This is a genomic window from Amphibacillus sediminis NBRC 103570 (genome assembly GCF_001552275.1).
GTDB lineage: Bacteria > Bacillota > Bacilli > Bacillales > Amphibacillaceae > Amphibacillus_B > Amphibacillus_B sediminis.
Genome location: NZ_BCQW01000019.1, coordinates 22,464 through 43,229, shown reverse-complemented (window position 1 = coordinate 43,229; position 20,766 = coordinate 22,464). Strand labels below are relative to the sequence as shown.

The following is a 20,766-nucleotide window of genomic DNA, read 5'->3' as shown; positions in this document are numbered from 1 at the left end:
AATAAGGAATCATGTTATTAATAACACCTAAATATTTCTATTATATAGCCTTAGAGATAGAAACAGCATTGTATACAACTTTTGAAAAAATGTCACGTCATTTGCTTAACAATCTCAGAAATATTGGTGTTATTTTTCCATTTGATTTCTCCCTCCTATTTTATGCAACACGAATCAGCCTTAGAGATGAAAGATTGACAAAAGGTCGACATTTTCTTACCCTTAGAGTACTTACTTATTATGCCGAACTAAAGGAGCATTCAACCATGTGGTCAGCTTTAAAACAACAGCTAAAGCCCTTAGATATTATAGTTATCCTATTATTAATCTTATTATCATTTTTACCCATTCTAATTTTTACTAATTACCATGCTCAAGCTCTAAATAACGACCAGCAATTAGTAGCAGTAGTTAGCATTAATGGAGAGGTAGTCGATGAGTTTGTCCTATCTGAAGATACACCACATCAGGAAATCACATACTATCCTAACGAAGGTCAATATAACATCATAGAGGTTGATGGTACACGAATACGGGTGAAGGAGGATAATAGTCCAGATCAAATTGCAGTAAAAACGAGCTGGATTAGTCGACCTGGTCAGACAAGTATCTGTCTCCCTCACCGACTTATTATTGAAATAAAGGGTAGTGGTAGTAACTATGACGATGATGTCATTTACTAGTCAATCGATAGCTTTCGTTGCTTAGTAACACGTTTCCTTCCCTTTACTCTTAGCAGTCCCTGTTCAAATGATGCAGTCAAGGTTGATGGTATGACTGTGCTTGGAATCATAACGACACGCTCACGTTCCTGACTAAAATGATGATAGTGATAGGTTTGAGCCTGTTCATCTTTAACTTCTTGCTGTCGATCATCTGCTATGCGAACAATAAGTCGATCTTGTTCTGTTATAACCTTAACTCGATCTTTTTTTATACCAGGGATTTGAAAAGTCGCCTCCCAATCCTGATCAGTTTGGTGAACATGCGTCGGAATACGACTTTGTTGAAAAAACTGATCGATTGAAGCAAGTAAACTATCCTGTGGATACCCTTGAAATAGATGATCCATCTTTTTCAACCACTCTCGACCTAAAGATAATAAATCATGATATTGGTCCGGCATTTTTCCCCCTCCTATCCTAAGTATAGTTTATGCAAGATATCCAAAAAAGTGTGAGTAGCGGTTGTCAAAGCGTCATTAAATCATAGCTTGCATATTATTTGGCTATTGTATCGTTTCTCGCTAAATATAACGATCTCACTACTTATAGAGGTAGGAAAGTTTTGCTGACTGAAGTTAAAACCTTTTAGGTTGTTAGCTTAAGTCCTTTTGACTTATAATGGGGAGCACAACCTTGTTTTAATTTTGCTAAAAAGGGAATATATATAAAGTGAAACTTCGTTCAGTGGGGGTTCGACGCATAGAGAGGTGCTCGTGCAAACGTTGCGCCATGACGTCGCGAACTTAGTCAACTTCCTCTCTCCCCCACTGAACGTTAGTAACTGGCTAGTTGGATCCTTTTAGACAAGACGTCTTCCCTAGCGGGAGTCTTACAAAAGCCCTTCGATGGTGCGAGTAATCGCAGCCCCAGACAGTTACACTGCGATAAACAATCAAATCTAATTCGAAATGGATGGATGTCATCATATGACACGAGGCAGAAAACGAAAAATCATCATTATTTTGACAACATTTGTTATCGCCGGTACTTTACTTTTTTTAACGTTCAGACCGGTTCCCATTAATCAAACAACAGTAGTTGAACCTAATGAAAATAATCTTGAAGCTGTAATTGAACAGGTCGAAGATATGGATCAAGAAGTTCAGAGCACAACCAATGATATTTCCTTAAATTTAAAGGATGCAGTTGAACAAACCTTAAGTATTTTTACTAGAACAGATTATGCCATAACAGCAGTTGGTGATTCCTTGACACAAGGTGTAGGCGATGAAACCAATAATGATGGTTATCTTGGGGTACTTAATCGCCGTTTGAACGCACTTGGCTATCGTGTTAAGATCGATAATTTTGGTAAACGAGGTAATCGAACAGACCAGTTGCTAACTCGCTTAGAGGAGGATCATGCACTACAACGTTCGATTGCTAAAGCAGACTTAGTCTTAATCACAATCGGCGCGAATGATATTATGCGGATAGCTCGGGAAAATATCCTTGATCTTAATGAAGCGGCGTTTACAGAAGAACTCGATGACTATCGGACACGCTTAGAGGAAATATATGATTCCATTTTTAGCTATAATCCTGACGCCGAAATCTATTTAATTGGCTTTTATAATCCATTTGAAGGCATCTTTGAGGAAATACAAGCTTTGGATACGATTTTAGTTAGTTGGAATGAGGTTAGTCAAAGTGTATCAGAAAACTATCCAAATGGTCATTTTATTGCCATAGATGATCTCTTTCGAATTGACCAGGTCAATCTTTTAGCTGATGACAATTTCCACCCAAATACAACAGGCTATGCTTTAATTGGCTTACGTGTCTTAAACGATATTACGCCAATGCTAGAACAAATTGCTACGGAACGTGAACTACAGGATGGAAATATATCGATGGAGTAACGAGGACTATGCGAAGTGACAAAGGGTGATAGAGGAAGATGGAACCAAACAAAAACAAAAAAAACCGAGATTGGCAACTTTATTTTCTTATCCTGTTTAGTCTAAATATCATTGTCATTTCAATTTTTATTTTTTTAATTTTTTCTTCTTCACCTATCTCAGACACGCTGCCAGCGCCACAGTATATTGATGATGAGCCGGGTGCTGAATTCCGCGTGGAGGCCACCAAAAAAGATTTAAATGAATTAATCAATGATTATTTAGATCAGGTTTTGCAGGCAGATAATGCAGAGTTTTCAGTCCGGATTGATGAAGATGTTCACTTATTTGGTTCTTTTCGTGCTTTTGGTGTTCCTATCCCTTTAAATGTAAGAATGGATCCCGAAGTTCAACCAAATGGAGACCTGATACTAAAACAGACTGAAATGTCTTTAGGGCTATTAAATTTGCCTCGAGATCGTATTTTGCACTATATTAATCAACAAATAAAGACACCCGATTGGCTGTATTTCGATTCGGAAAATGAACAACTTTATCTAGCGGTCACTCAAATTGATATTCAAAGTAACTTCCGTTTTAGTGTTCAAGAGCTTGATCTAACCGATAATGTTATTTCATTCTTAATTAAGGTGCCCCGTGCAGGAACGTTAGTGGAGTCAGCTAATTAGTCAACTGCTATCTGTTTTAACTGTTCTCCGATCAATCAAATGCATCTTGGCGTATTTGGTGCCAAGATTTTATCGAGCTTCGCTCAATAAAGGGGGTTCGACGCAGACGTTGCGACACGACATCGCAAACTTAGTCAACTTCCTCCCTCCCCACTGAAGTTAGTTGAACCAATCGCGCCGTTACTGGCTGTTGGATCTCCATTTAGACCTCACATGTTCCCTTATTTCTTATAACTGGGGGTCTTACGGCCAGCTACACTGCAATAAATTTCCGCTGAAAATCTTCAAGCGGGGGTTGACCCCCTGCTAATAAGCATTTATCTCAAACACTTCTAGAAGGGGAGACTTCTGCTGAATGAAGTTAAATACCACTATCGAACGATTGTAAACGACAGTATTAGCAGGTTAGAATCAGGGCAAAAGCTAGAATATGAGAATAGTCAAATAGCCTTCACCATTGGTGAGGGCTACTTCATTCTAGGTTATGTTGTAATAGGCTGGACCGTGGCTAAAGCTAATTGATCATCCAAGGCTGTCTCCATTTGCCAACTATACAACCTCTAATTATAAAATTTTATTGGTGCTTTTAATCTCAAGCTGGGATCAGACCCTATCCACTGCGTTAACGTGCGATTAATTTAATATCCCCTAGCTCTGAGCGCAATTCAATATGCGGACCATCACTATGCCTAATATAGGTTTGACCGACCACTGAATCTGTTATTTCAGATGCAGATGCATTTTCTACGTCCACATCACCAAGCTCTGTTGATAATGTAAATGAATAATCATCAGGTTGATCTAGTAATGTTAGTCTAATATTCCCAACACTGGTAGCCATATCTATCGTATCATCCCACTCGAGTAAGGCTACCCTGAGATCTGCTACATCACCCTTTAAGGTCAAGTTACCCGAAACACGATCCAATTCAATTCCACCTACATTGGTTTTTACCTCCCCATTAGTCACAGCCAGGTCATCAAATGTAACATCACCAACATCAACAAATACTCCCAATTGATCCACAGTTAATCCTTTACCATAAAGTGAACCTACGTTAAGTTGTGCATGAATTTCATTGATTACGCCTTCTGGGAGAGCTATGTTAAGTGTTAACTGATTATTTTTTAGCATCGGAATAAATGAGGTCCAAGTCTTGTGGTCCTGATCAATGGTAATACTTAGCTGATCATCTTGTTCGTTTATGGTCAAAAATTGATCGACATCCGTATTGCTATAGCCTGTTAACTTAATATCAATTTGATCCTGTGTATTTGGTTGAATATTAATCTGACCTACATCTACATCTAAGTGCAAAGAAGAAAACTGATCGACTTCAAATTGATAAGCCTGATTAATATTAATTTTATTCTCAGACTGTAACAATTTATCACGATTGATAAATGTTCCTATTCCACCAATAATAACCGCTAATAAACCTATAAATGCTAGCTTTTTCATCCTCTCACCTCACCCTCTCACCATTCGTCTCATTACCTGGAAGTAACGATGGACGAGCCAGAACAAAAACTTAGAAATGTAATATTGTGCAACAAATAATAGTAATCCTAAACCAAATGCCGCTATGGCGACAAAGATCTCAGGTACAGCAAATAGTGAGAATTGCCACAAAACTACAAATGGAGCGATCATGAGGACAACTGATGCAACCCATAGCATAAGCCAGGCTAATCCAATACCAAATGCTGGGCCCAAAACGACAATAAGATTAAACATGACTAGTAATATGAACACAAATACATTACTTTTTGATTGATTTGGTTCTGATTCTTCTGCAGATGTTGGATAATAGTCAATTTGGTCTGCATGAATGGCTAATTCTTTCTCTGCTACGGCTTTTGGACGCCCTAACGTTAAAATTAAATCTTGCTCTGATTGTCCATCTATTTCGGCTATTTTAAATTGGTCACGATACATTTCTAAAATATCATCACGTACCGGCTTTGGTAGTGACCTTAAATGATAAGTCAATTCCTGTAGATAACGCTTTTGATCCACTAACATCCTCTCCTGTCTTAAACAAGCTGGTGCTTATGAGCATAGATTGCTGCTTGTGTACGATCGTGCACTTCTAGTTTACTTAATATATTACTGACATGCACTTTCGTTGTTTTTAAAGCAATGAATAGCTCATCTGCAATTTCCTGATTAGTCTTTCCTTGAGCAATTAACAAAAGGATTTCTTTTTCTCTTGCTGTTAAATCTTCGTGTAAAGCAGATGGTTGATTACCTCGCATTTTAGCCATCATTTTGTTAGTGACCTCTGCTTCAAAAACAGACTCACCATTGGCTGTTTTGCGGATCGCATCAGCGATATCACTAGCCTTAGATGTTTTAAGCAAATAACTAGTCGCACCTGCTTCTAGAGCTGGATAAACCTTATCATCATCAACAAAGCTCGTTACCATTAAAATTTTTGCTTCTGGCCATTCCTGAATAATCCGCTTCGTTGCTTCAATCCCATCCATTTGATCCATGACAATATCCATCAAAATGATATCTGGCTTGAGCTTAAGTGCTAACTCAATTGCTTCATTACCATTACTTGCTTCCGCTACCACTTCAATATCAGGCTGTGTGGTAAGGTATGTTGTAACACCGATTCTAACCATTTCATGATCATCAACAAATAAAACGCGTATCACTGTGATTCATCCCCCTCTTTATTTATCAAAACGCGCACCTCAACTTTTGTACCTTGATTAGGTACACTCACAAGTCGATACTGTGCCCCAATTTCCTCTGCTCTTTCCTTCATGTTAACAAGTCCGTATGAACCCGATTGCTGTGCTTCACTATCAAATCCAACCCCGTCGTCAACAACAGAAAGCACGACCATTCCATCACGTTCTATAAATAAAACATCAACTTGACTTGCCTTAGCATGTCGCAATGCATTTGATAGAGATTCTTGCAGGATTCGAAATAAATGATCTTCAACAGCTCGATTTAATGTAATCTGTTCAGTTCGCCAGTTAACATGAATCGGTATTTTAGCTACAAGCTCGGTTAATAGTTGATCAATCCCTTCTTTTAATGCATGATCCTTCAAAGCAATTGGCCGTAAATGCAGAAGTAATGCCCGCATTTCTAGCTGTGCCTGCTGGATCATTGACTCCACTTGCTCAAGCGGGCGTTTAAGCTGGTCTGAATTTGTTTCTGACATTTCGTTGATGGCTGAGACAAGCATCGATGCTGCAAAGAGTTCTTGACTCACAGAATCATGTAGCTCACGAGCAAGCCGGTTTCGTTCCTCGGTAATTCTGGCTTCAATTTGCTCTTCTTGATCCTCAATCCGTTCACTCATAACCTTTTGTATTCGCATGGTTTGGGCATGGAGATTCGTTTGAATCCTACTAATCAAATAGGTGATCATTTGCGTTTCACTTACTTTTCCATAGTAACGGACCCGCTCATCATTACCTGCTTCAACCTGTTCAAGTAATTGATGAATGATTTTAAATTCCTTCTTATAGATAAGATAAGGGATTAAAGATGTTAACAAACTAGCAACAATTATGACAAAGATTAAGATGAGTCCCAATGGAAACCGTCCAAATGAAGTGCTTAAAAGCACTGGCCATGATAATGAGCTTACTTGTGTAAACAAAATAACGAGAAAACCGATTGAGAACAACATGATGATGCAAAAATTCCGAAGGAAAATTGAGAAAAACGCCTTTTTCATCCGCGCTTCACCTCAATCTTCCCAGCAAGCATTGAGGTATATATTTTGATCCGCTGATTGGCTGTTTGGTAATTTGCTGTTTGATAATGCACCGTTCGATTGGTTAACTGATCATCACCATAACCAAAAAAATTAACTGAGCCGATCATAACAGAATGATGAATACTGACTTCAACATCGTAAGGGACAATAATTTTGATCGAACCAAGTAAGTGACGCATAACTATAATAGGTTCACCCTTCGGTAAAACAGTTTTATTTAAATTAATCACTGTTTCACCAGCTAGGGTTTGGTAATTAATATCTTGCCACTGATAAGGACTGTCACCTGTCGTTTGCTTACCAAACCATTGATTTGAAAATAAAACATCCTCCTGCTGAATTGGCTCATCACCAAATTGCAGTTCCTTTTGCTCAGGCTTGATGTTTGTTTTATGTTGATAAAAGTAAAGGACAGTGACAAAGATGATTGCTGCAATGATTAATCGGAAAAACATCGTGTCCATTATCGTTATAGCTAATGCAACACAGCCAACCCAAAACGCGATACGCCCCTGCGGCCGATAGTAATAACGCCACGATAAGTAAATGACGCCTCCCCAGACTAAGAGCCATATCCAAACATCTGATCGGACAAACACAAATTCTACGGCAAATAAAGCAAGTGCCGCTACCACTATATAAAATAAGAGATTCTTATTCATTTGATTAAACATAGGCGTACCCCTTTATGGTGAAAATAGGTAGTCAAGCTATTGCTTAACTACCTATAGCGTACACGAACTTAGTTAGAAATAGAATCCTTTTTTTCTAATTCTGCAAATCGTGCATCTAAAGTATGCAAACGATAGTTCGTGTTTACCTGTTGTTCTAACCGCTCAATATAATCTTCCGCTTCGGCGAACTTGTTGCTGCTTCGGTCTAAATATTCGGCTTGTAGAACCTGATTTATCCCTCGGTGCACCCGTGCTAAATTTTCACGTCCTTTTAATTCAAGACGTTTCACGTACAAGTTTTTAAGCTGATGCTGCATCTCACCATATTTTGTTTCAATTTCTTCAATTTGATTCGTCGCGTTAGCGGCTAGCTCAGACAATTGATCGACACGTACTTGATATTTATCAGCCTCAAGCTTTGCTTCTTGATAAAGCTCTGTTTCATCCATTTTTTCTGCTAAAGCCATTTGTTTCGTTCTCTTATCCAGCATGTGCTTGGCTTGGTTTAATTCTTTTTGGTATTGTTGCTTAATCACATACTGTTTCTCAATTAATTGCTTTAATTTCTTCACCTCATCCTCACATTTACGAATATATTGATTTAAATGTGTCATCGGGTGTTTTTCTTCTTTTTGATCAAGTAAATGATGAAAATCAGCTACAATAGAATCCTTTAACCGTGTAAATATATTGCTCATGGTCTTCCACTCCTTTTTTTAATCAATAATCCAGTCTTTTTCTTCGTCATACAGTTTTGCTTTTCGATAGCTTCGATATGTGTAATACAAGAGGATCGCAGCTACAATGCCAATCAATGCTGGTGTGTTTGAAATTGCCATCGATACTCCCATCAATGCAACAATGCTCCACCCAATCTTGGCACCTACTGAATCCGTTAAGAGAAAACGGCGCACAGCGTAATAAACAATTGCTAAGCTAATAACTAAGCCAACTAATGGTGCTACAGTGGTCAATATGATTATCCCTGTGATTAACGCAATGATAACAAATAAGAATGTACGCATTGCCTCGACCTCCTTTCGATACCTTAATTCTAACCTGAGCCTTCCTTTCCCGTAACAGGCTCAGGCTATATCTTGACTTAAGACTAGAGATGTATCTCAAGGTAAGACCACTACTCCTGCAAATAAATAAAGCTTAGCTAAAAATTATTTAGCTAAGCTTAAAGAATGAATGACGCCAGCTTTGCTTCGGCTGGTCTTCTGGCTGATAATTAAAAAAAGGATAGTATTTAAGTTTACCATGGTAGACAGGACTCAATTCGCGCCAGTTACGTAAATCTTCCGGACGTATTAAGCCAGGCGGCTTCGGACCAGTATACACGCCACACTCCTGTAAAATCGTTGCCACAAACTGTGAACAGAAATACGCATTTTTACGGCGGAATTCTTTATTCATCATGACACCAAATAATCCTAAAAAATTATAACGGTATAAGTGCTTATGGCTCTCCATGATCATTATTTGTTCCACCAATTGATTGTATTCTGTCTCAGACACTTTTAACTGGTAGATCGCACAACTTGAGCGATTGAAAAATGGTAAATTTAAATTTTCTTTAATGAATCCACCGATAAAAGGATTGTTAGGTTTTTTACGCCCAAAGCTATATACATAATTAAGTTCACGATCAAGTGCTATTGAGACATGATTTAACGATGACCTAGTATAAAAATCAATTGTCTTTGCTAACATCGTACCCGTACTAAGAAACAACAAATAGACTGTTCTTGTTTTCATTCGTCATCCCCCTTCCACATCTATATAACTAATAGACTTTTTTTTGGACAAAATGGTTTCATATAAAGTGAAACTTCGTTCAGTGGGGGGGCGACGCATAGGGTTTGCTCGTGCAGACGATGTGACACGACGTCGCGAACTTAGTTAGCTACCTCTCCCCCACTGAACGTTAGTTGAACCAATCGGGCCGTTACCGGCTGTTAGATCTCCCTACTTAGACATGACGTGTCCCCTTATTTCTTGAACTGGGAGGCTTACAAAAGCCCTTCGATAGGGCGAGTAATCGTAGCCCCAGCCAGTTACACTGCAATAAATATAGCTATTATACCAAATTCAGATAATAATGGGAGACTCTTTTATTTTGAAATCATTTTCGGAGATAATCAAATCCCCAGATGTTATCAAACTTCGATCGATAACTTTCCTATCAAACCGAAGGCTTTAACTTTATTCAGTCGTTATAGAAGTGGGAGCATTACCTGCTGAATAATGTTAAATTAAGTTTCGAGATTAATAATTGTTAGGAGGTATATCATGCAATTTTATAATTTTATAGCGGGCAGTCCACAGACTTCCCGCTACATTGATTGTACAATATATGCGACTGATCTCGTTATATTTAATGAACAACTAAACTCGTATTACTTTTTTAATTTCGCTAAGGCATCAGCTAAGGCCGAATTGGTGAAATGATCATCATTATTCTTTTTTAAATATTTATTTATATCTCGCTTGGAGGCTTTCTCAGTACTTTGCTTTTCTTTACGCTTTTGGAAGGCAGATAGCTTCTCACGATAACCGCAACGACATGAGAAGGTCTGTGCGTTACCTTTTCCACGCAATTCCATCTTCTTATGACAGTTCGGACAGCGTGCATTTGTTTTTCTAGCGATGTGTTTCTTTTCACCACATTCACGATCTTGACAAACAAGCATTCGACCATTTTTCCCGTTTACTTCAAGCATGAGCTTACCACAATTAGGACATTTTGTTCCTGTAATATTATCGTGCTTAAACGATTCTCGACTCTGTTTTATTTCAGCGACTACTTTGGCAGCATATGTTTTCATTTCATCAATAAAAACAGCTTTCTTAAGCTTCCCCTCAGCAATGGCGGTTAGCCTTTGCTCCCATTTAGCAGTTAAAATCGGTGAGCGCAAATCAGCAGGGACCATGTTTAGTAGCTGACGTCCTTTTGAAGTCGTGTATAAATACTTCCCTCTACTTTCAATATAATGGGTATTAAATAGCTTATCAATAATATCAGCACGTGTGGCAACCGTTCCTAATCCCCCTGTTTGATTTAACGTATTGGCTAGCTTTTGATCTTTTGTCTCAAGGAATTTTACCGGGTTTTCCATGGCTTGTAATAATGTTCCTTCTGTAAAACGTTCTGGAGGCTGAGTTTCTCCTTTGGTTAGCTTGACCTTGACTTCAAGAGTTTGTCCCTCTCTCAAATCAGGTAATCTAACCTGATCTCCTTGATCTTGATAAAGGACCTTCCATCCTAAATCTTTTACATGATTCTCTGTTGTGACGAAGCGTTCTCCTGCCACCTCTAAAATGATCGTCGTTTGCTCAAAACGATAAGGGTTAGATAAAACAGCTAAAAAACGCTTAACAACGAGATCATAAATTTTTCGTTCTTTATCATCTAATTCTGCTAAAAATACGGGCTCTTCAGTTGGAATAATGGCATGGTGATCAGAAACCTTACGATCATCAACAAACGACCGATTAGCTTTGATACCTTGTTGCAGAATTTTCTTAGCTGTTGCAGTATATTGATCAACACCACAAGCGTCAACTCGATCCTTTAAGGTTGCAACTACATCATTTGACAAAAAACGCGAATCTGTCCGTGGATAGGTTAAAATTTTGTGATGTTCATAGAGCTTTTGCATAATCGATAAGGTTTGTTTTCCCGAAAAGCCGAATGCCTTATTTGCTTCCTGCTGTAATGAGGACAGGTCGTATAGTGGCGGGGCATAACTTTTCTTCTCAACTCGTTTAACGGCTGTAATGCGCGCTTTTTTTCCTTGTAAGGATGTTAAAAGCTGTTCAGCCTTTTCCTGATTATAAATACGACTATTGTTTTGTTCATCCTGCCAGACAAAATGAAGTCCATGGTTAGCATGAGCCTGGATTCCATAAAACAGCTTTGATTTAAATTGTTTAATTTCATCTTCTCGCTTAGCAATCATTGCTAATGTTGGTGTCTGAACACGCCCACTTGATAGTTGAGCATTATGCTTGGTCGTCAAAGCACGCGTTGCATTTAACCCGACATACCAATCAGCTTCCGACCTTGCCGCAGCCGCTGCATACAGATTTTGATAGGCTTGACCTGGCTTTAAGTTTTTGAAACCATCACGAATTGCTTTGTCTGTTACCGAAGAAATCCACAACCGCTTAATCACTTTGTTAATCCGTGCTTTTTCAAGTATCCAACGGGCGACAAGCTCCCCTTCTCGTCCGGCATCAGTTGCAATAATAACCTCATTTACATCTTTACGATTCAATTGAGCCTTGACAACTTGAAATTGTCGATTTGTTTGGCGCATCACCACGAGCTTCAATCGATCCGGTAGCATGGGTAAGTCTTCGATTCTCCATGTCTTGTATTTGACATCATAGGCTTCTGGATCAGCGAGAGTCACTAAATGGCCCAATGCCCAAGTCACAATATATTTAGAGCCTTCGAAAAATCCATTCTGTTTTTTTGTGCAATTTAGCACCCTTGCTATGTCGCGACCAACAGAAGGCTTTTCAGCCAAGACAACAGTTTTACTCATAAATTTCATTCCTTCCTCTCATCAAACTTTCTTAAGCTTATCATAATGTAATGGAAATACGAAAGGATGGCACAATTAAAACGTAATTGAGAGACGTATGAAGCGATGAAGGGGACGGTTTGAGCAACACAGCGTATGCTTTTAGATACGTGAGTAGCGCAAAAACGAGCCAACAATGAGATGCGACGCTTATCATTCGGTGATTTTTTAATATCCCCTTAAATGCAGTTAAAAAATTGCCGAATTAGAAGCAAGCAGATTGAGGCGGCGACGGTTTGAGCAACACAACGTATGCTTTTAGATACGTGAGTAGCACAAAAACGAGCCAACAATGAGATGCGACGCTTATCATTCGGTGATTTTTTAATAACCCCTTAAATATAGTTAAGAAATTGCCGAATTAGAAGCAAGCAGATCGAGGCGGCGACGGTTTGAGCAACACAACGTATGCTTTTAGATACGTGAGTAGCGCAAAAACGAGCCAACAATGAGATGCGACGCTTATCATTCGGTGATTTTTTAATAACCCCTTAAAGTCAGATAAATCATCAGAAAAGTCAAATACCCCCCACCAACTCCAACACATGTAATGTAAGCCTGCTCAGGTTGACTAGAACGATACCTTTCAAACCAGGCCCTTACCAGATCGGCACTAACTATTAAGCTTGGAGTAATAAAAAGAGTTAAAAAAGGTGGTAGTACTCCAAATTGATCAATACAATAAATACTATATACTAGAATGGTCACACCTAATATAATTCTAACTATTATTTCTACAGACATATGTTTTTGATTAATATATTGAGGTCCCCACCACTTCCTTTTAGGAAGATGATAACGTTGAGATATTTTTCTTGTCATAAAAATGTTAACAAGAAAATAAATCAGTAGATAACTTAACACTAGCGCAACCATAGTTTGTTCTACCCCTTTCAACTTGGCTGATAACTACTGTAAACCTTGCACACTAATTTAAGTACATTTCTTCACACTTTATTTTTAGTTTAACATTCCAGGCTTCTATATTGAAGAACTTTCCATCTTAGACTCCTCACGATATTGAACATCTATGTTGCAATCCTGCTATAATAAATTTAACTTTATACCGCAGGAGTCTCCCACTCCTAACAAGGGTTGAGATAAATGCGCCTATTTGTATTCCATTTGACGAGGGTTAAAAACCCAGCTGAATAAAGTTAAAGCCTCCGGCGGATGCTAGAGATTCAGCGGAAAGTTATCGAGCTTCACTCGATAAAATCTGGGTGTAAATACACCAAGGTACATATTTGATTTATTTTTTAAAAAGGAGTGTTGGTAGTGGCTGTCGTATTAACCAATCAAGGATTTGTAGCTAGTGAAGCCCTGCATTATCCTTATCAGGAGCGGGGCCTACAGTTTGGTGATGGTATTTATGAGGTTATTCGTGTTTATCAAGGTCGACCTTACTTAATGACAGAACATCTTGATCGATTGTATCGTTCAGCAGAAGCGATTAAATTGACCATTCCATTTGATAAGGAACATTTACGGCAACAGCTTTTGGCGTTAATTAATGAAAATCGGCTAACAGAGGATGGTTTAATCTACTTGCAAATAACCCGTGGTTCTGCAAAGCGCCTACACCTTTTCCCTGACTGTGAACCAAACTTCTTCGCCTACACCGATAAGCTTGCACGACCGCTTGAACAGATTAAAACAGGTATCAAGGCTATAACAAAGCAAGATATTCGCTGGCACTATTGCTATATTAAAAGCTTAAACCTGTTGCCCAATGTGTTGGCCAAGCAAGAAGCATTTGAACAAGGAGCATTTGATGCGATCCTACATCGTGACCAGATTGTCACAGAATCAACAGCTGCTAACGTGTTTATAGTGAAAGATGATGTAATCATAACACATCCAGCAACTGAGCGGATTTTACATGGTTGTGTTCGCAATCGCTTAATTTTATTAGCTAAATTAAATGAAATTCCTGTAGTTGAAGCCTATTACTCTGTTTCAGATTTACTTGAGGCTAATGAGGTCTTTTTGACCAGTAGTGGCATCGAAGTACTCCCTGTGGTAGAAATTGATGGGAAAAAAATTGGCACAGGTAAAGTCGGTGTGATGACCAAAAGCCTACAGGATCTTTACCAGCGTGACGCAGGCTTAAAATAATTTTTTTGTGGCTTACGAGTAATAATAGGTGCTGGTCGATCGATTCTTTGCAAAATACGTCAGGCTCAAATCATTTAAAATACCGATCCTTCGCAAAGGATCGGTATCGAAACATTATTTAAATACTTTGATTCGCTCTGCAATTGGCTGGAATTCTTTTTCGCCTGCTTCAGCTTCTGGTTTTCCAAATGGCATTTGAGCCCGAAGTAACCAGCTATCTGGTGTTTGCCAGCGTTGCTTAACTTCTTCATCGATAAGTGGATTATAATGCTGTAAGGTGGCACCCAAACCTTCATTTTCTAGCGCTGTCCAAACAACATATTGAAGAATACCTGATGCCTGTTCTGACCAAATTGGGAAGTTTTCCTTATATAAGGCAAATTGCTCTTGAAGACCTTTTACTACATCTTGATCTTCAAAGAATAATACCGTTCCATACCCAGATTTAAAGCTTTCAATTTTGTTATCCGTATCAGCAAAGTTTTCTGCTGGCACAATTTTGCGCAACTCTTCTTTTGTTAAGTCCCAAAGTGCTTTGTGCTCATCACCAAATAATAGTACGATACGTCCGCTCGTCGCGTTAAAGGAATATGGGGTATGCTTAATCGCAAACTCCACCACTTCTTGTACACGTTCTTCTGGTACAACCTTCTCGTCACTAATGACATAAATAGAGCGACGATCTTCTACCGCTTGATAAAAATCCTTTGCCATTCTCATTGCCTCCTCAATTTTTTGTGCTAAAATACACAAAGTTTTATCATAACACGCTTAGTATACCGAGCTTGATTTTTCAATGTCAATTAATTAGCTCGAATTCAAACTATTTTTTTTTACTCCTTATTGTTATGCCCAATTTTCTAACAGATATGATCAATTTAGCCATCGGCCATGAATAAATTTTTGGCTTGTGTTTCTAATTAAGACATAGAGTAAGCTTAGACTCATCATCCTTTTACATGACATATTCTGTCTCAATTAATTTGAAGATGCCAATCTTTTAATACTCTGATAAGATTGACTTATCAGCATTTTTCGCTTAAGCTAGGCTTTAATTATGTCTTTTTTGGAGGAACAATATTAATGTTACAAGCTACTAATGTCAGTTTGCGTTATGGTGATAAAAAGTTATTTGAAGATGTGAATATTAAATTTACTCCTGGTAATTGCTACGGACTAATTGGTGCTAATGGTGCTGGAAAGTCCACCTTTTTAAAAATATTAGCCGGAGAAATTGAACCACAATCAGGTCATGTATCATTAGGTAAAGATGAACGATTGGCCGTGTTAAAACAAGATCATTTTGCTTTTGAAGCGTATCCTGTAATCGAAACCGTTATTCTTGGTCATAGCCGACTGTATCAAGTTATGAAAGAAAAGGATGAAATATACGCCAAAGCAGAGTTTACTGAAGAGGATGGCATGCGTGCTGCCGAACTTGAAGGAGAGTTTGCCGAGCTTAATGGCTGGGAAGCTGAAGCAGATGCAGCTATATTGTTAAAAGGGTTAGGCATTTCGGAGGAACTTCATGATAAGAAAATGGCTGATCTAACGGGCTCTGACAAAGTGAAGGTTTTATTAGCTCAGGCTTTGTTTGGTTCACCAGATATCTTATTACTTGATGAGCCGACCAACCACCTTGATATTCAAGCCATTCAGTGGTTAGAGGAGTTTTTGATCAACTTTGAGAACACTGTTATTGTCGTATCACACGATCGTCATTTTTTGAATAAGGTTTGTACGCATATCGCTGATGTCGATTTTGGTAAGATCGAGTTGTACGTGGGTAATTATGACTTTTGGTATGAATCTAGCCAACTTGCTTTACAAATGGCACAGGATCAAAATAAGAAGAAAGAGGAGAAAATTAAAGAGCTACAAAATTTCATTGCCCGTTTTAGCGCCAATGCATCAAAATCTCGACAAGCAACCTCTCGTAAAAAAATGCTAGAGAATATTACACTTGATGATATTAAGCCATCATCAAGACGTTATCCATACGTGGCTTTTACACCAGATCGGGAAATTGGTAATGATTTATTACGTGTTGAAGGGTTAACTAAGACCGTAGATGGGGTTAAAGTTTTAGATAACGTCAGCTTTACCTTAAATAGAAATGATAAGGTTGCTTTTGTTGGAAGAAACGAGGTAGCTAAAACGACATTATTTGAAATTCTAGTGGGAGAAATGGAACCAGATCAAGGGACGTATTCATGGGGAGTGACAACTTCGCAATCTTACTTTCCTAAAGACAATAGCAAGTTTTTTGAGCATTCTGATTTAACGTTAGTCGAGTGGCTAAGGCAATATTCACCAGAGGATCAAACCGAAACATTTTTACGTGGGTTCCTTGGTCGGATGCTCTTTTCTGGTGAAGAAGCACTTAAAAAAGCAAAAGTTCTTTCCGGTGGTGAGAAAGTACGTTGTATGCTCTCAAAAATGATGCTTTCTAGTGCCAATGTATTGGTGCTCGATGAGCCAACCAACCATTTGGATCTTGAATCGATTACCTCAGTCAATAATGGGTTAATTAAATTTAAAGGGGCGGTTCTTTTTACGTCACACGATCATCAATTTATAAATAGTATCGCTAACCGATTAATTGAAATTACACCTAAAGGCTTGTTCGATAAAGAAATGAGTTATGATGAGTATGTTACTGACAAACCATTACAAGAAGAGATTGCTAAGGCTTACCAATAGAAGCAGGTTAAAACGAAACAAAAGGATTTAAGTAAAAATCAAAATGAGGTAGACCGGATAAGTATGCGCTTGTCCGGTTTTTTTCGATATAAGTAATCTAATCTAACGTCCTGTATAGTCCCTTCTACCATTTCACAAATGGAGACTAGAGTGACCTTGATTTTATCTTGAATTCTAAATAAACAAGGCTTTCTAGACATTTTAATTAGCTATGTATAATACGTATCGACTTTGTGAATTTATTTTCGTCATCGCTTTCATAACCCGTTATTATAAGGTTATTCGAAAAAGTTTGTGAAATATAACACAAATCCCTTGCGACTTAAAAAACTAATAGGTATAATAAGTTTTGTAAGATTTTATGTATGTTTATTGCTAAATGTGAAATAATGAACCTAAAAGATGGAGGATGACAAGTCATGAAAGTAGCCGTAATTGGATGTACTCACGCAGGAACAGCAGCGATTAAGAACACCTTAGCTCTATATCCAGATGCGCAAATCGAGGTATTTGAGCGAAACAATACTGTTTCATTCTTATCCTGTGGAATTGCACTTTATGTGGGTGGTGTTGTAGAAAAAGCTGAATCGCTTTTCTATGCATCGGTTGAAGGGTTTCAAGAGCAAGGTATTAAAATGCACATGGAACACGAAGTTGCAAGTGTTGATATTGAAAAGAAACACCTTATTGCTAAAGATTTAAATACGGGTGAAGTTGCTACACACACTTACGATAAATTAATTATTACGACTGGATCTTGGCCTATTACACCACCAATCCCAGGCTCAGATTTAGAAAACGTTGTTTTATGTAAAAATTATGACCATGCCAAAGAGATTATTCGTCGTTCTGAAAATGTTGAAAATGTAACAGTCGTTGGTGGTGGCTACATTGGTGTTGAATTAGTTGAGGCATTTGAAGAAAACGGCAAAAATGTTACTTTAATTGATGCTGAATCACGTATTTTAAATCGCTATTTAGATAAAACCTTTACTGATCCAGTCGAACAATCTTTCCGTGACAAAGGCGTTAACTTACTCTTAAACCAAACTGTTTCTGGCTTTGAAGGCAACGGTAAAGTCGAGAAGGTATTAACAAATGAAGGTGAAGTTAAAGCGGATTTAGTCGTGATGTGTATTGGCTTCCGTCCGAATACAGAACTTATTAAAGGCCAAGTTGACATGCTACCAAATGGTGCAATTATTGTCGATGAATACATGCGTACAAGCGCTAAAGATGTATACGCAGCAGGTGACTGCTGTGCAGTACCTTATAACCCTACAAAGCAATCAGCTTATATTCCATTAGCCACGAATGCTGTACGTATGGGGACTTTAGTCGCCCAAAACCTAGTTGAAGCTAAGCTTCCACACCCAGGTACACAAGGAACATCTGGATTGAAGATTTACAACCACTACATTGGTTCAACTGGTTTAACTGAAACTGCTGCCGAAATCAATGGTATTGAGGTTCGTTCTGCTTACCTAGAAGAGACCTACCGTCCAGACTTCATGCCTGAAAACAATGTGATTAAGTTAAAGCTTGTTTATGAAGTGAGTAGTCACCGTGTAGTAGGGGCTCAAGTCATTTCAGATACCGATTTAACACAGGTTGTTAATACTGTAAGTGTTGCGATTGCTAACGATATGACCATTGAGCAACTAGCTCTAACCGATTTCTTCTTCCAACCACACTTTAACAAGCCTGTTAACTACTTGAATGAAGTGGCATTACAGGCTATGCAACAAGAAGTAGAAACGACTGTAAAATAAATATTAGATATACAAAAAATGCTGAGGCTCTGTCTCAGCATTTTTGTATTGGAACGCTCATTCATCTCATATCTAAACACCACAATCTTTAGGCAAATACCCTGATTTGTTGCATACTTTTTCTAATATCTGTTTGATCAATTACATTCTTAATTTTTAAAGTTGATAAGGGTAGTGATAACCGGATCAAATAGGGTAGAAAATAGGCATCTCAATCAATTTCATCCATGATGGTTAGATTACCCTTAAAACTAGATAATTAGATACTGTTGAAATATTTTAAACTCTAGATTATTTGAACGCTCCATACCAATGGCCACCTATCATTTATACATACGACTGGACCCTATTAGAATGATCCAATAGAACATGATAATCCACCATAATAACTCCTCTGTCATATACTCTACCAGACATCATTAAAAATGAGCTGTCAACTAACAGCTCATCGCCGCTTCACAGCTTTGAATACTGACCTAATGCGTAATTTTTAGCACAACATTTTACAATTTTCCGGTAATTTGAAAGGATTTTCTTTATTAATACGATCATAAAACATAATTCCATTTAGGTGATCTATTTCATGTTGAATAACAATAGAGGAATAGCCTTTAAGTTTTAATACTATTTCTTCTCCTTCTAAATTAAGCCCTTTTACTTTAATTCGCTCATATCTTGGGACAAAACCTTTTATATCGCGATCAACAGACAGGCAGCCTTCACTGGGTGACATATAAATCGTGGAAACAGAATGGCTGATTATTTTTGGATTAATTAGGGTATATTCATGCTTTTGTCCTTCCTCATCAGTTAAATAAGCTACGAACATACGTTTATTCAAACCAATCTGATTCGCTGATAAGCCAACCCCTGCGCGCAGTTTATATTTTTTGGATAGGTAGGGATCTTGACTATTTTTCAAGAAATGCATCATACAAGTTAATGTTTGCTTATCTTCATTAGATGGAGGTACCATCACCTTTTGTGTTGGTTGACGTAGGATTTCGTTTTTTTCCCTTACAATATCTTTCATTGTTATAATATAATCTGAATGAAATTTACTCATAAATAAACAATTCATCTACCTTTACTCTTAACGTTTTTGATAATTTGAAAGCCAGTTCTAGTGTGGGATCATATTTATCATTCTCTATACAATTTATTGTTTGTCTCACAACTCCACACTCTTTGGCAAGTTGTTCTTGTGTGATCCCCAACTTCTTCCGTAATACTTTAATTTTATTTTTCAACAGCATCACCTTTCAAAGTACACTAATATTATAACAACAAATTCTCCAAATATGTCAATAACTTTGGACATTTTTCAGAATCTATTTGAGGGTTTATACACAATAATTCAAGCATGAAAGACCATTTTTGATGAATCAATGATGGGAACATATGTGATTACTATTAGCATATTACCCTGATAACTTACCAGCTGATGCAAATTTGGAGTCAGAGGTCGAAAAAATCTATTTTGCCTTTGAAATTGATCACCAACTCTTTTTCTGGGATTTTAACTGATGAAATTGAAATCGGGGATGAGAAAATACAACTCCAAGGGTCTAGCATTCTGTGATAACAAAAGGCATGAGAAGGACCGTTAACCCAAAAGGCTAACGGTCTTCTTTGATTGAATCATCATTGATGTTAGTGAGAAATCTCCAATTTTATTAATACAAAAAAGGAAATGACACTGAATGATCCCCATTATATGAAAGTCATGCAACTGCTTGAGCAACTTAAGCGTAATGGTAAAACAATTATTATTGCTGCACATGATAAAGAACTAGGTAACAATCCTTTATTTGATCATTTGATCGAATTAAATGAAGGTAAAATCACTTCCAACACCTCAATTGCGCATTATATGCATCAGCAGTAGAGAGCAGAT

Annotated in this window: 21 protein-coding genes; 7 read left to right on the top strand and 14 right to left on the bottom strand. The window is 37.8% G+C overall.

Annotated features, from left to right (window positions below):
• The first annotated feature begins 11 nt into the window (after positions 1-11).
• The gene (locus tag ASE01S_RS16220) at positions 12-683 is read left to right on the top strand and encodes a NusG domain II-containing protein (protein ID WP_245630367.1); all 672 of its coding nucleotides are present in this window, start codon (positions 12-14) and stop codon (positions 681-683) included.
• Here the strand turns inward: ASE01S_RS16220 and ASE01S_RS11420 are convergent.
• The gene (locus ASE01S_RS11420; RefSeq protein ID WP_067842306.1) at positions 680-1,126 is read right to left on the bottom strand and encodes an Hsp20/alpha crystallin family protein; all 447 of its coding nucleotides are present in this window, start codon (positions 1,124-1,126) and stop codon (positions 680-682) included. The genes ASE01S_RS16220 and ASE01S_RS11420 overlap by 4 nt on opposite strands.
• Before the next feature lie 525 nt (positions 1,127-1,651).
• On the opposite strand from ASE01S_RS11420, the gene ASE01S_RS11415 reads away from it, so the two are divergent.
• Both ASE01S_RS11415 and ASE01S_RS11410 read left to right on the top strand, forming a co-directional pair.
• Positions 1,652-2,587 carry a GDSL-type esterase/lipase family protein gene (locus tag ASE01S_RS11415; RefSeq protein WP_067842304.1) on the top strand — a complete coding sequence of 312 codons (936 nt, stop codon included), beginning with the start codon at positions 1,652-1,654 and terminating at the stop codon, positions 2,585-2,587.
• A 38-nt stretch (positions 2,588-2,625) separates the two neighbouring features.
• Positions 2,626-3,255, top strand: coding sequence for a YpmS family protein (locus tag ASE01S_RS11410; RefSeq protein ID WP_067842301.1), 630 nt, complete (start codon positions 2,626-2,628; stop codon positions 3,253-3,255).
• A 622-nt stretch (positions 3,256-3,877) separates the two neighbouring features.
• Here the strand turns inward: ASE01S_RS11410 and ASE01S_RS11405 are convergent.
• From ASE01S_RS11405 to ASE01S_RS11360, 10 genes are all read right to left on the bottom strand, one after another.
• Positions 3,878-4,717: a DUF4097 family beta strand repeat-containing protein gene (locus ASE01S_RS11405; RefSeq protein ID WP_067842298.1), complete on the bottom strand. Its 840-nt coding sequence runs from the start codon at positions 4,715-4,717 to the stop codon at positions 3,878-3,880.
• A gap of 9 nt (positions 4,718-4,726) precedes the next feature.
• Positions 4,727-5,275, bottom strand: coding sequence for an HAAS signaling domain-containing protein (locus ASE01S_RS11400; RefSeq protein ID WP_067842294.1), 549 nt, complete (start codon positions 5,273-5,275; stop codon positions 4,727-4,729).
• A gap of 17 nt (positions 5,276-5,292) precedes the next feature.
• Positions 5,293-5,922: a response regulator gene (locus tag ASE01S_RS11395; protein WP_067842291.1), complete on the bottom strand. Its 630-nt coding sequence runs from the start codon at positions 5,920-5,922 to the stop codon at positions 5,293-5,295.
• Positions 5,919-6,965 (bottom strand): sensor histidine kinase, encoded by a 1,047-nt coding sequence (locus tag ASE01S_RS11390; protein WP_067842288.1) that lies wholly within the window; start codon positions 6,963-6,965, stop codon positions 5,919-5,921. Before ASE01S_RS11390 ends, ASE01S_RS11395 begins: the two co-directional genes overlap by 4 nt.
• Complete coding sequence (liaF, locus tag ASE01S_RS11385; protein WP_067842285.1) at positions 6,962-7,681, bottom strand: cell wall-active antibiotics response protein LiaF; 720 nt, start codon at positions 7,679-7,681, stop codon at positions 6,962-6,964. Before liaF ends, ASE01S_RS11390 begins: the two co-directional genes overlap by 4 nt.
• A 68-nt stretch (positions 7,682-7,749) precedes the next feature.
• The gene (locus ASE01S_RS11380; protein ID WP_067842282.1) at positions 7,750-8,379 is read right to left on the bottom strand and encodes a PspA/IM30 family protein; all 630 of its coding nucleotides are present in this window, start codon (positions 8,377-8,379) and stop codon (positions 7,750-7,752) included.
• 18 nt (positions 8,380-8,397) lie between these two features.
• Complete coding sequence (locus ASE01S_RS11375) at positions 8,398-8,706, bottom strand: lmo0954 family membrane protein (RefSeq protein WP_067842279.1); 309 nt, start codon at positions 8,704-8,706, stop codon at positions 8,398-8,400.
• Positions 8,707-8,854: 148 nt separating this feature from the next.
• Positions 8,855-9,442 carry a hypothetical protein gene (locus tag ASE01S_RS11370; RefSeq protein ID WP_067842276.1) on the bottom strand — a complete coding sequence of 196 codons (588 nt, stop codon included), beginning with the start codon at positions 9,440-9,442 and terminating at the stop codon, positions 8,855-8,857.
• Between the two features lie 641 nt (positions 9,443-10,083).
• A complete protein-coding gene (locus tag ASE01S_RS11365) occupies positions 10,084-12,237 on the bottom strand; it encodes a DNA topoisomerase III (protein WP_067842273.1) in 2,154 nt (717 codons plus the stop codon).
• Positions 12,238-12,756: 519 nt separating this feature from the next.
• Positions 12,757-13,152 (bottom strand): DUF4181 domain-containing protein, encoded by a 396-nt coding sequence (locus ASE01S_RS11360; protein WP_067842271.1) that lies wholly within the window; start codon positions 13,150-13,152, stop codon positions 12,757-12,759.
• A 402-nt stretch (positions 13,153-13,554) separates the two neighbouring features.
• Here ASE01S_RS11360 and dat point away from each other — a divergent pair, with 402 nt between their 5' ends.
• Positions 13,555-14,394: a D-amino-acid transaminase gene (dat, locus tag ASE01S_RS11355; RefSeq protein WP_083512120.1), complete on the top strand. Its 840-nt coding sequence runs from the start codon at positions 13,555-13,557 to the stop codon at positions 14,392-14,394.
• A 114-nt stretch (positions 14,395-14,508) separates the two neighbouring features.
• Here the strand turns inward: dat and ASE01S_RS11350 are convergent, their stop codons facing one another.
• Positions 14,509-15,108, bottom strand: a complete 600-nt coding sequence (locus ASE01S_RS11350; protein ID WP_067842267.1) for a nitroreductase family protein — start codon at positions 15,106-15,108, stop codon at positions 14,509-14,511.
• 369 nt (positions 15,109-15,477) lie between these two features.
• Between ASE01S_RS11350 and ASE01S_RS11345 the strand changes: the two genes are divergently transcribed.
• A complete protein-coding gene (locus tag ASE01S_RS11345; RefSeq protein ID WP_067842265.1) occupies positions 15,478-17,097 on the top strand; it encodes an ABC-F family ATP-binding cassette domain-containing protein in 1,620 nt (539 codons plus the stop codon).
• A gap of 419 nt (positions 17,098-17,516) precedes the next feature.
• Positions 17,517-18,869 (top strand): FAD-dependent oxidoreductase, encoded by a 1,353-nt coding sequence (locus ASE01S_RS11340; protein WP_067842262.1) that lies wholly within the window; start codon positions 17,517-17,519, stop codon positions 18,867-18,869.
• 490 nt (positions 18,870-19,359) lie between these two features.
• On the opposite strand, the gene def is transcribed toward ASE01S_RS11340, so the two are convergent.
• Both def and ASE01S_RS11330 read right to left on the bottom strand, forming a co-directional pair.
• On the bottom strand, positions 19,360-19,935 hold the full coding sequence (gene def / locus ASE01S_RS11335) for a peptide deformylase (protein WP_067842373.1): 576 nt from the start codon (positions 19,933-19,935) through the stop codon (positions 19,360-19,362).
• Positions 19,928-20,119: a helix-turn-helix transcriptional regulator gene (locus ASE01S_RS11330; protein ID WP_067842259.1), complete on the bottom strand. Its 192-nt coding sequence runs from the start codon at positions 20,117-20,119 to the stop codon at positions 19,928-19,930. Before ASE01S_RS11330 ends, def begins: the two co-directional genes overlap by 8 nt.
• A 467-nt stretch (positions 20,120-20,586) precedes the next feature.
• Here ASE01S_RS11330 and ASE01S_RS15855 point away from each other — a divergent pair, with 467 nt between their 5' ends.
• A complete protein-coding gene (locus tag ASE01S_RS15855) occupies positions 20,587-20,757 on the top strand; it encodes a hypothetical protein (RefSeq protein ID WP_157065207.1) in 171 nt (56 codons plus the stop codon).
• The last annotated feature ends 9 nt before the right edge of the window (positions 20,758-20,766 follow it).

Coding starts and splice junctions, on each gene's coding strand:
- ASE01S_RS11345 (WP_067842265.1), top strand. CDS start 15,478: ATGTTACAAGCTACTAATGTCAGTTTGCGTTATGGTGATAAAAAGTTA.
- ASE01S_RS11390 (WP_067842288.1), bottom strand. CDS start 6,965: ATGAAAAAGGCGTTTTTCTCAATTTTCCTTCGGAATTTTTGCATCATC.
- ASE01S_RS15855 (WP_157065207.1), top strand. CDS start 20,587: ATGAAAGTCATGCAACTGCTTGAGCAACTTAAGCGTAATGGTAAAACA.
- ASE01S_RS11405 (WP_067842298.1), bottom strand. CDS start 4,717: ATGAAAAAGCTAGCATTTATAGGTTTATTAGCGGTTATTATTGGTGGA.
- def (WP_067842373.1), bottom strand. CDS start 19,935: ATGAGTAAATTTCATTCAGATTATATTATAACAATGAAAGATATTGTA.
- ASE01S_RS11340 (WP_067842262.1), top strand. CDS start 17,517: ATGAAAGTAGCCGTAATTGGATGTACTCACGCAGGAACAGCAGCGATT.
- ASE01S_RS11380 (WP_067842282.1), bottom strand. CDS start 8,379: ATGAGCAATATATTTACACGGTTAAAGGATTCTATTGTAGCTGATTTT.
- ASE01S_RS11370 (WP_067842276.1), bottom strand. CDS start 9,442: ATGAAAACAAGAACAGTCTATTTGTTGTTTCTTAGTACGGGTACGATG.
- ASE01S_RS11420 (WP_067842306.1), bottom strand. CDS start 1,126: ATGCCGGACCAATATCATGATTTATTATCTTTAGGTCGAGAGTGGTTG.
- ASE01S_RS11350 (WP_067842267.1), bottom strand. CDS start 15,108: ATGGCAAAGGATTTTTATCAAGCGGTAGAAGATCGTCGCTCTATTTAT.
- ASE01S_RS11360 (WP_067842271.1), bottom strand. CDS start 13,152: ATGGTTGCGCTAGTGTTAAGTTATCTACTGATTTATTTTCTTGTTAAC.
- ASE01S_RS11375 (WP_067842279.1), bottom strand. CDS start 8,706: ATGCGTACATTCTTATTTGTTATCATTGCGTTAATCACAGGGATAATC.
- ASE01S_RS11410 (WP_067842301.1), top strand. CDS start 2,626: ATGGAACCAAACAAAAACAAAAAAAACCGAGATTGGCAACTTTATTTT.
- ASE01S_RS16220 (WP_245630367.1), top strand. CDS start 12: ATGTTATTAATAACACCTAAATATTTCTATTATATAGCCTTAGAGATA.
- liaF (WP_067842285.1), bottom strand. CDS start 7,681: ATGTTTAATCAAATGAATAAGAATCTCTTATTTTATATAGTGGTAGCG.
- ASE01S_RS11415 (WP_067842304.1), top strand. CDS start 1,652: ATGACACGAGGCAGAAAACGAAAAATCATCATTATTTTGACAACATTT.
- ASE01S_RS11365 (WP_067842273.1), bottom strand. CDS start 12,237: ATGAGTAAAACTGTTGTCTTGGCTGAAAAGCCTTCTGTTGGTCGCGAC.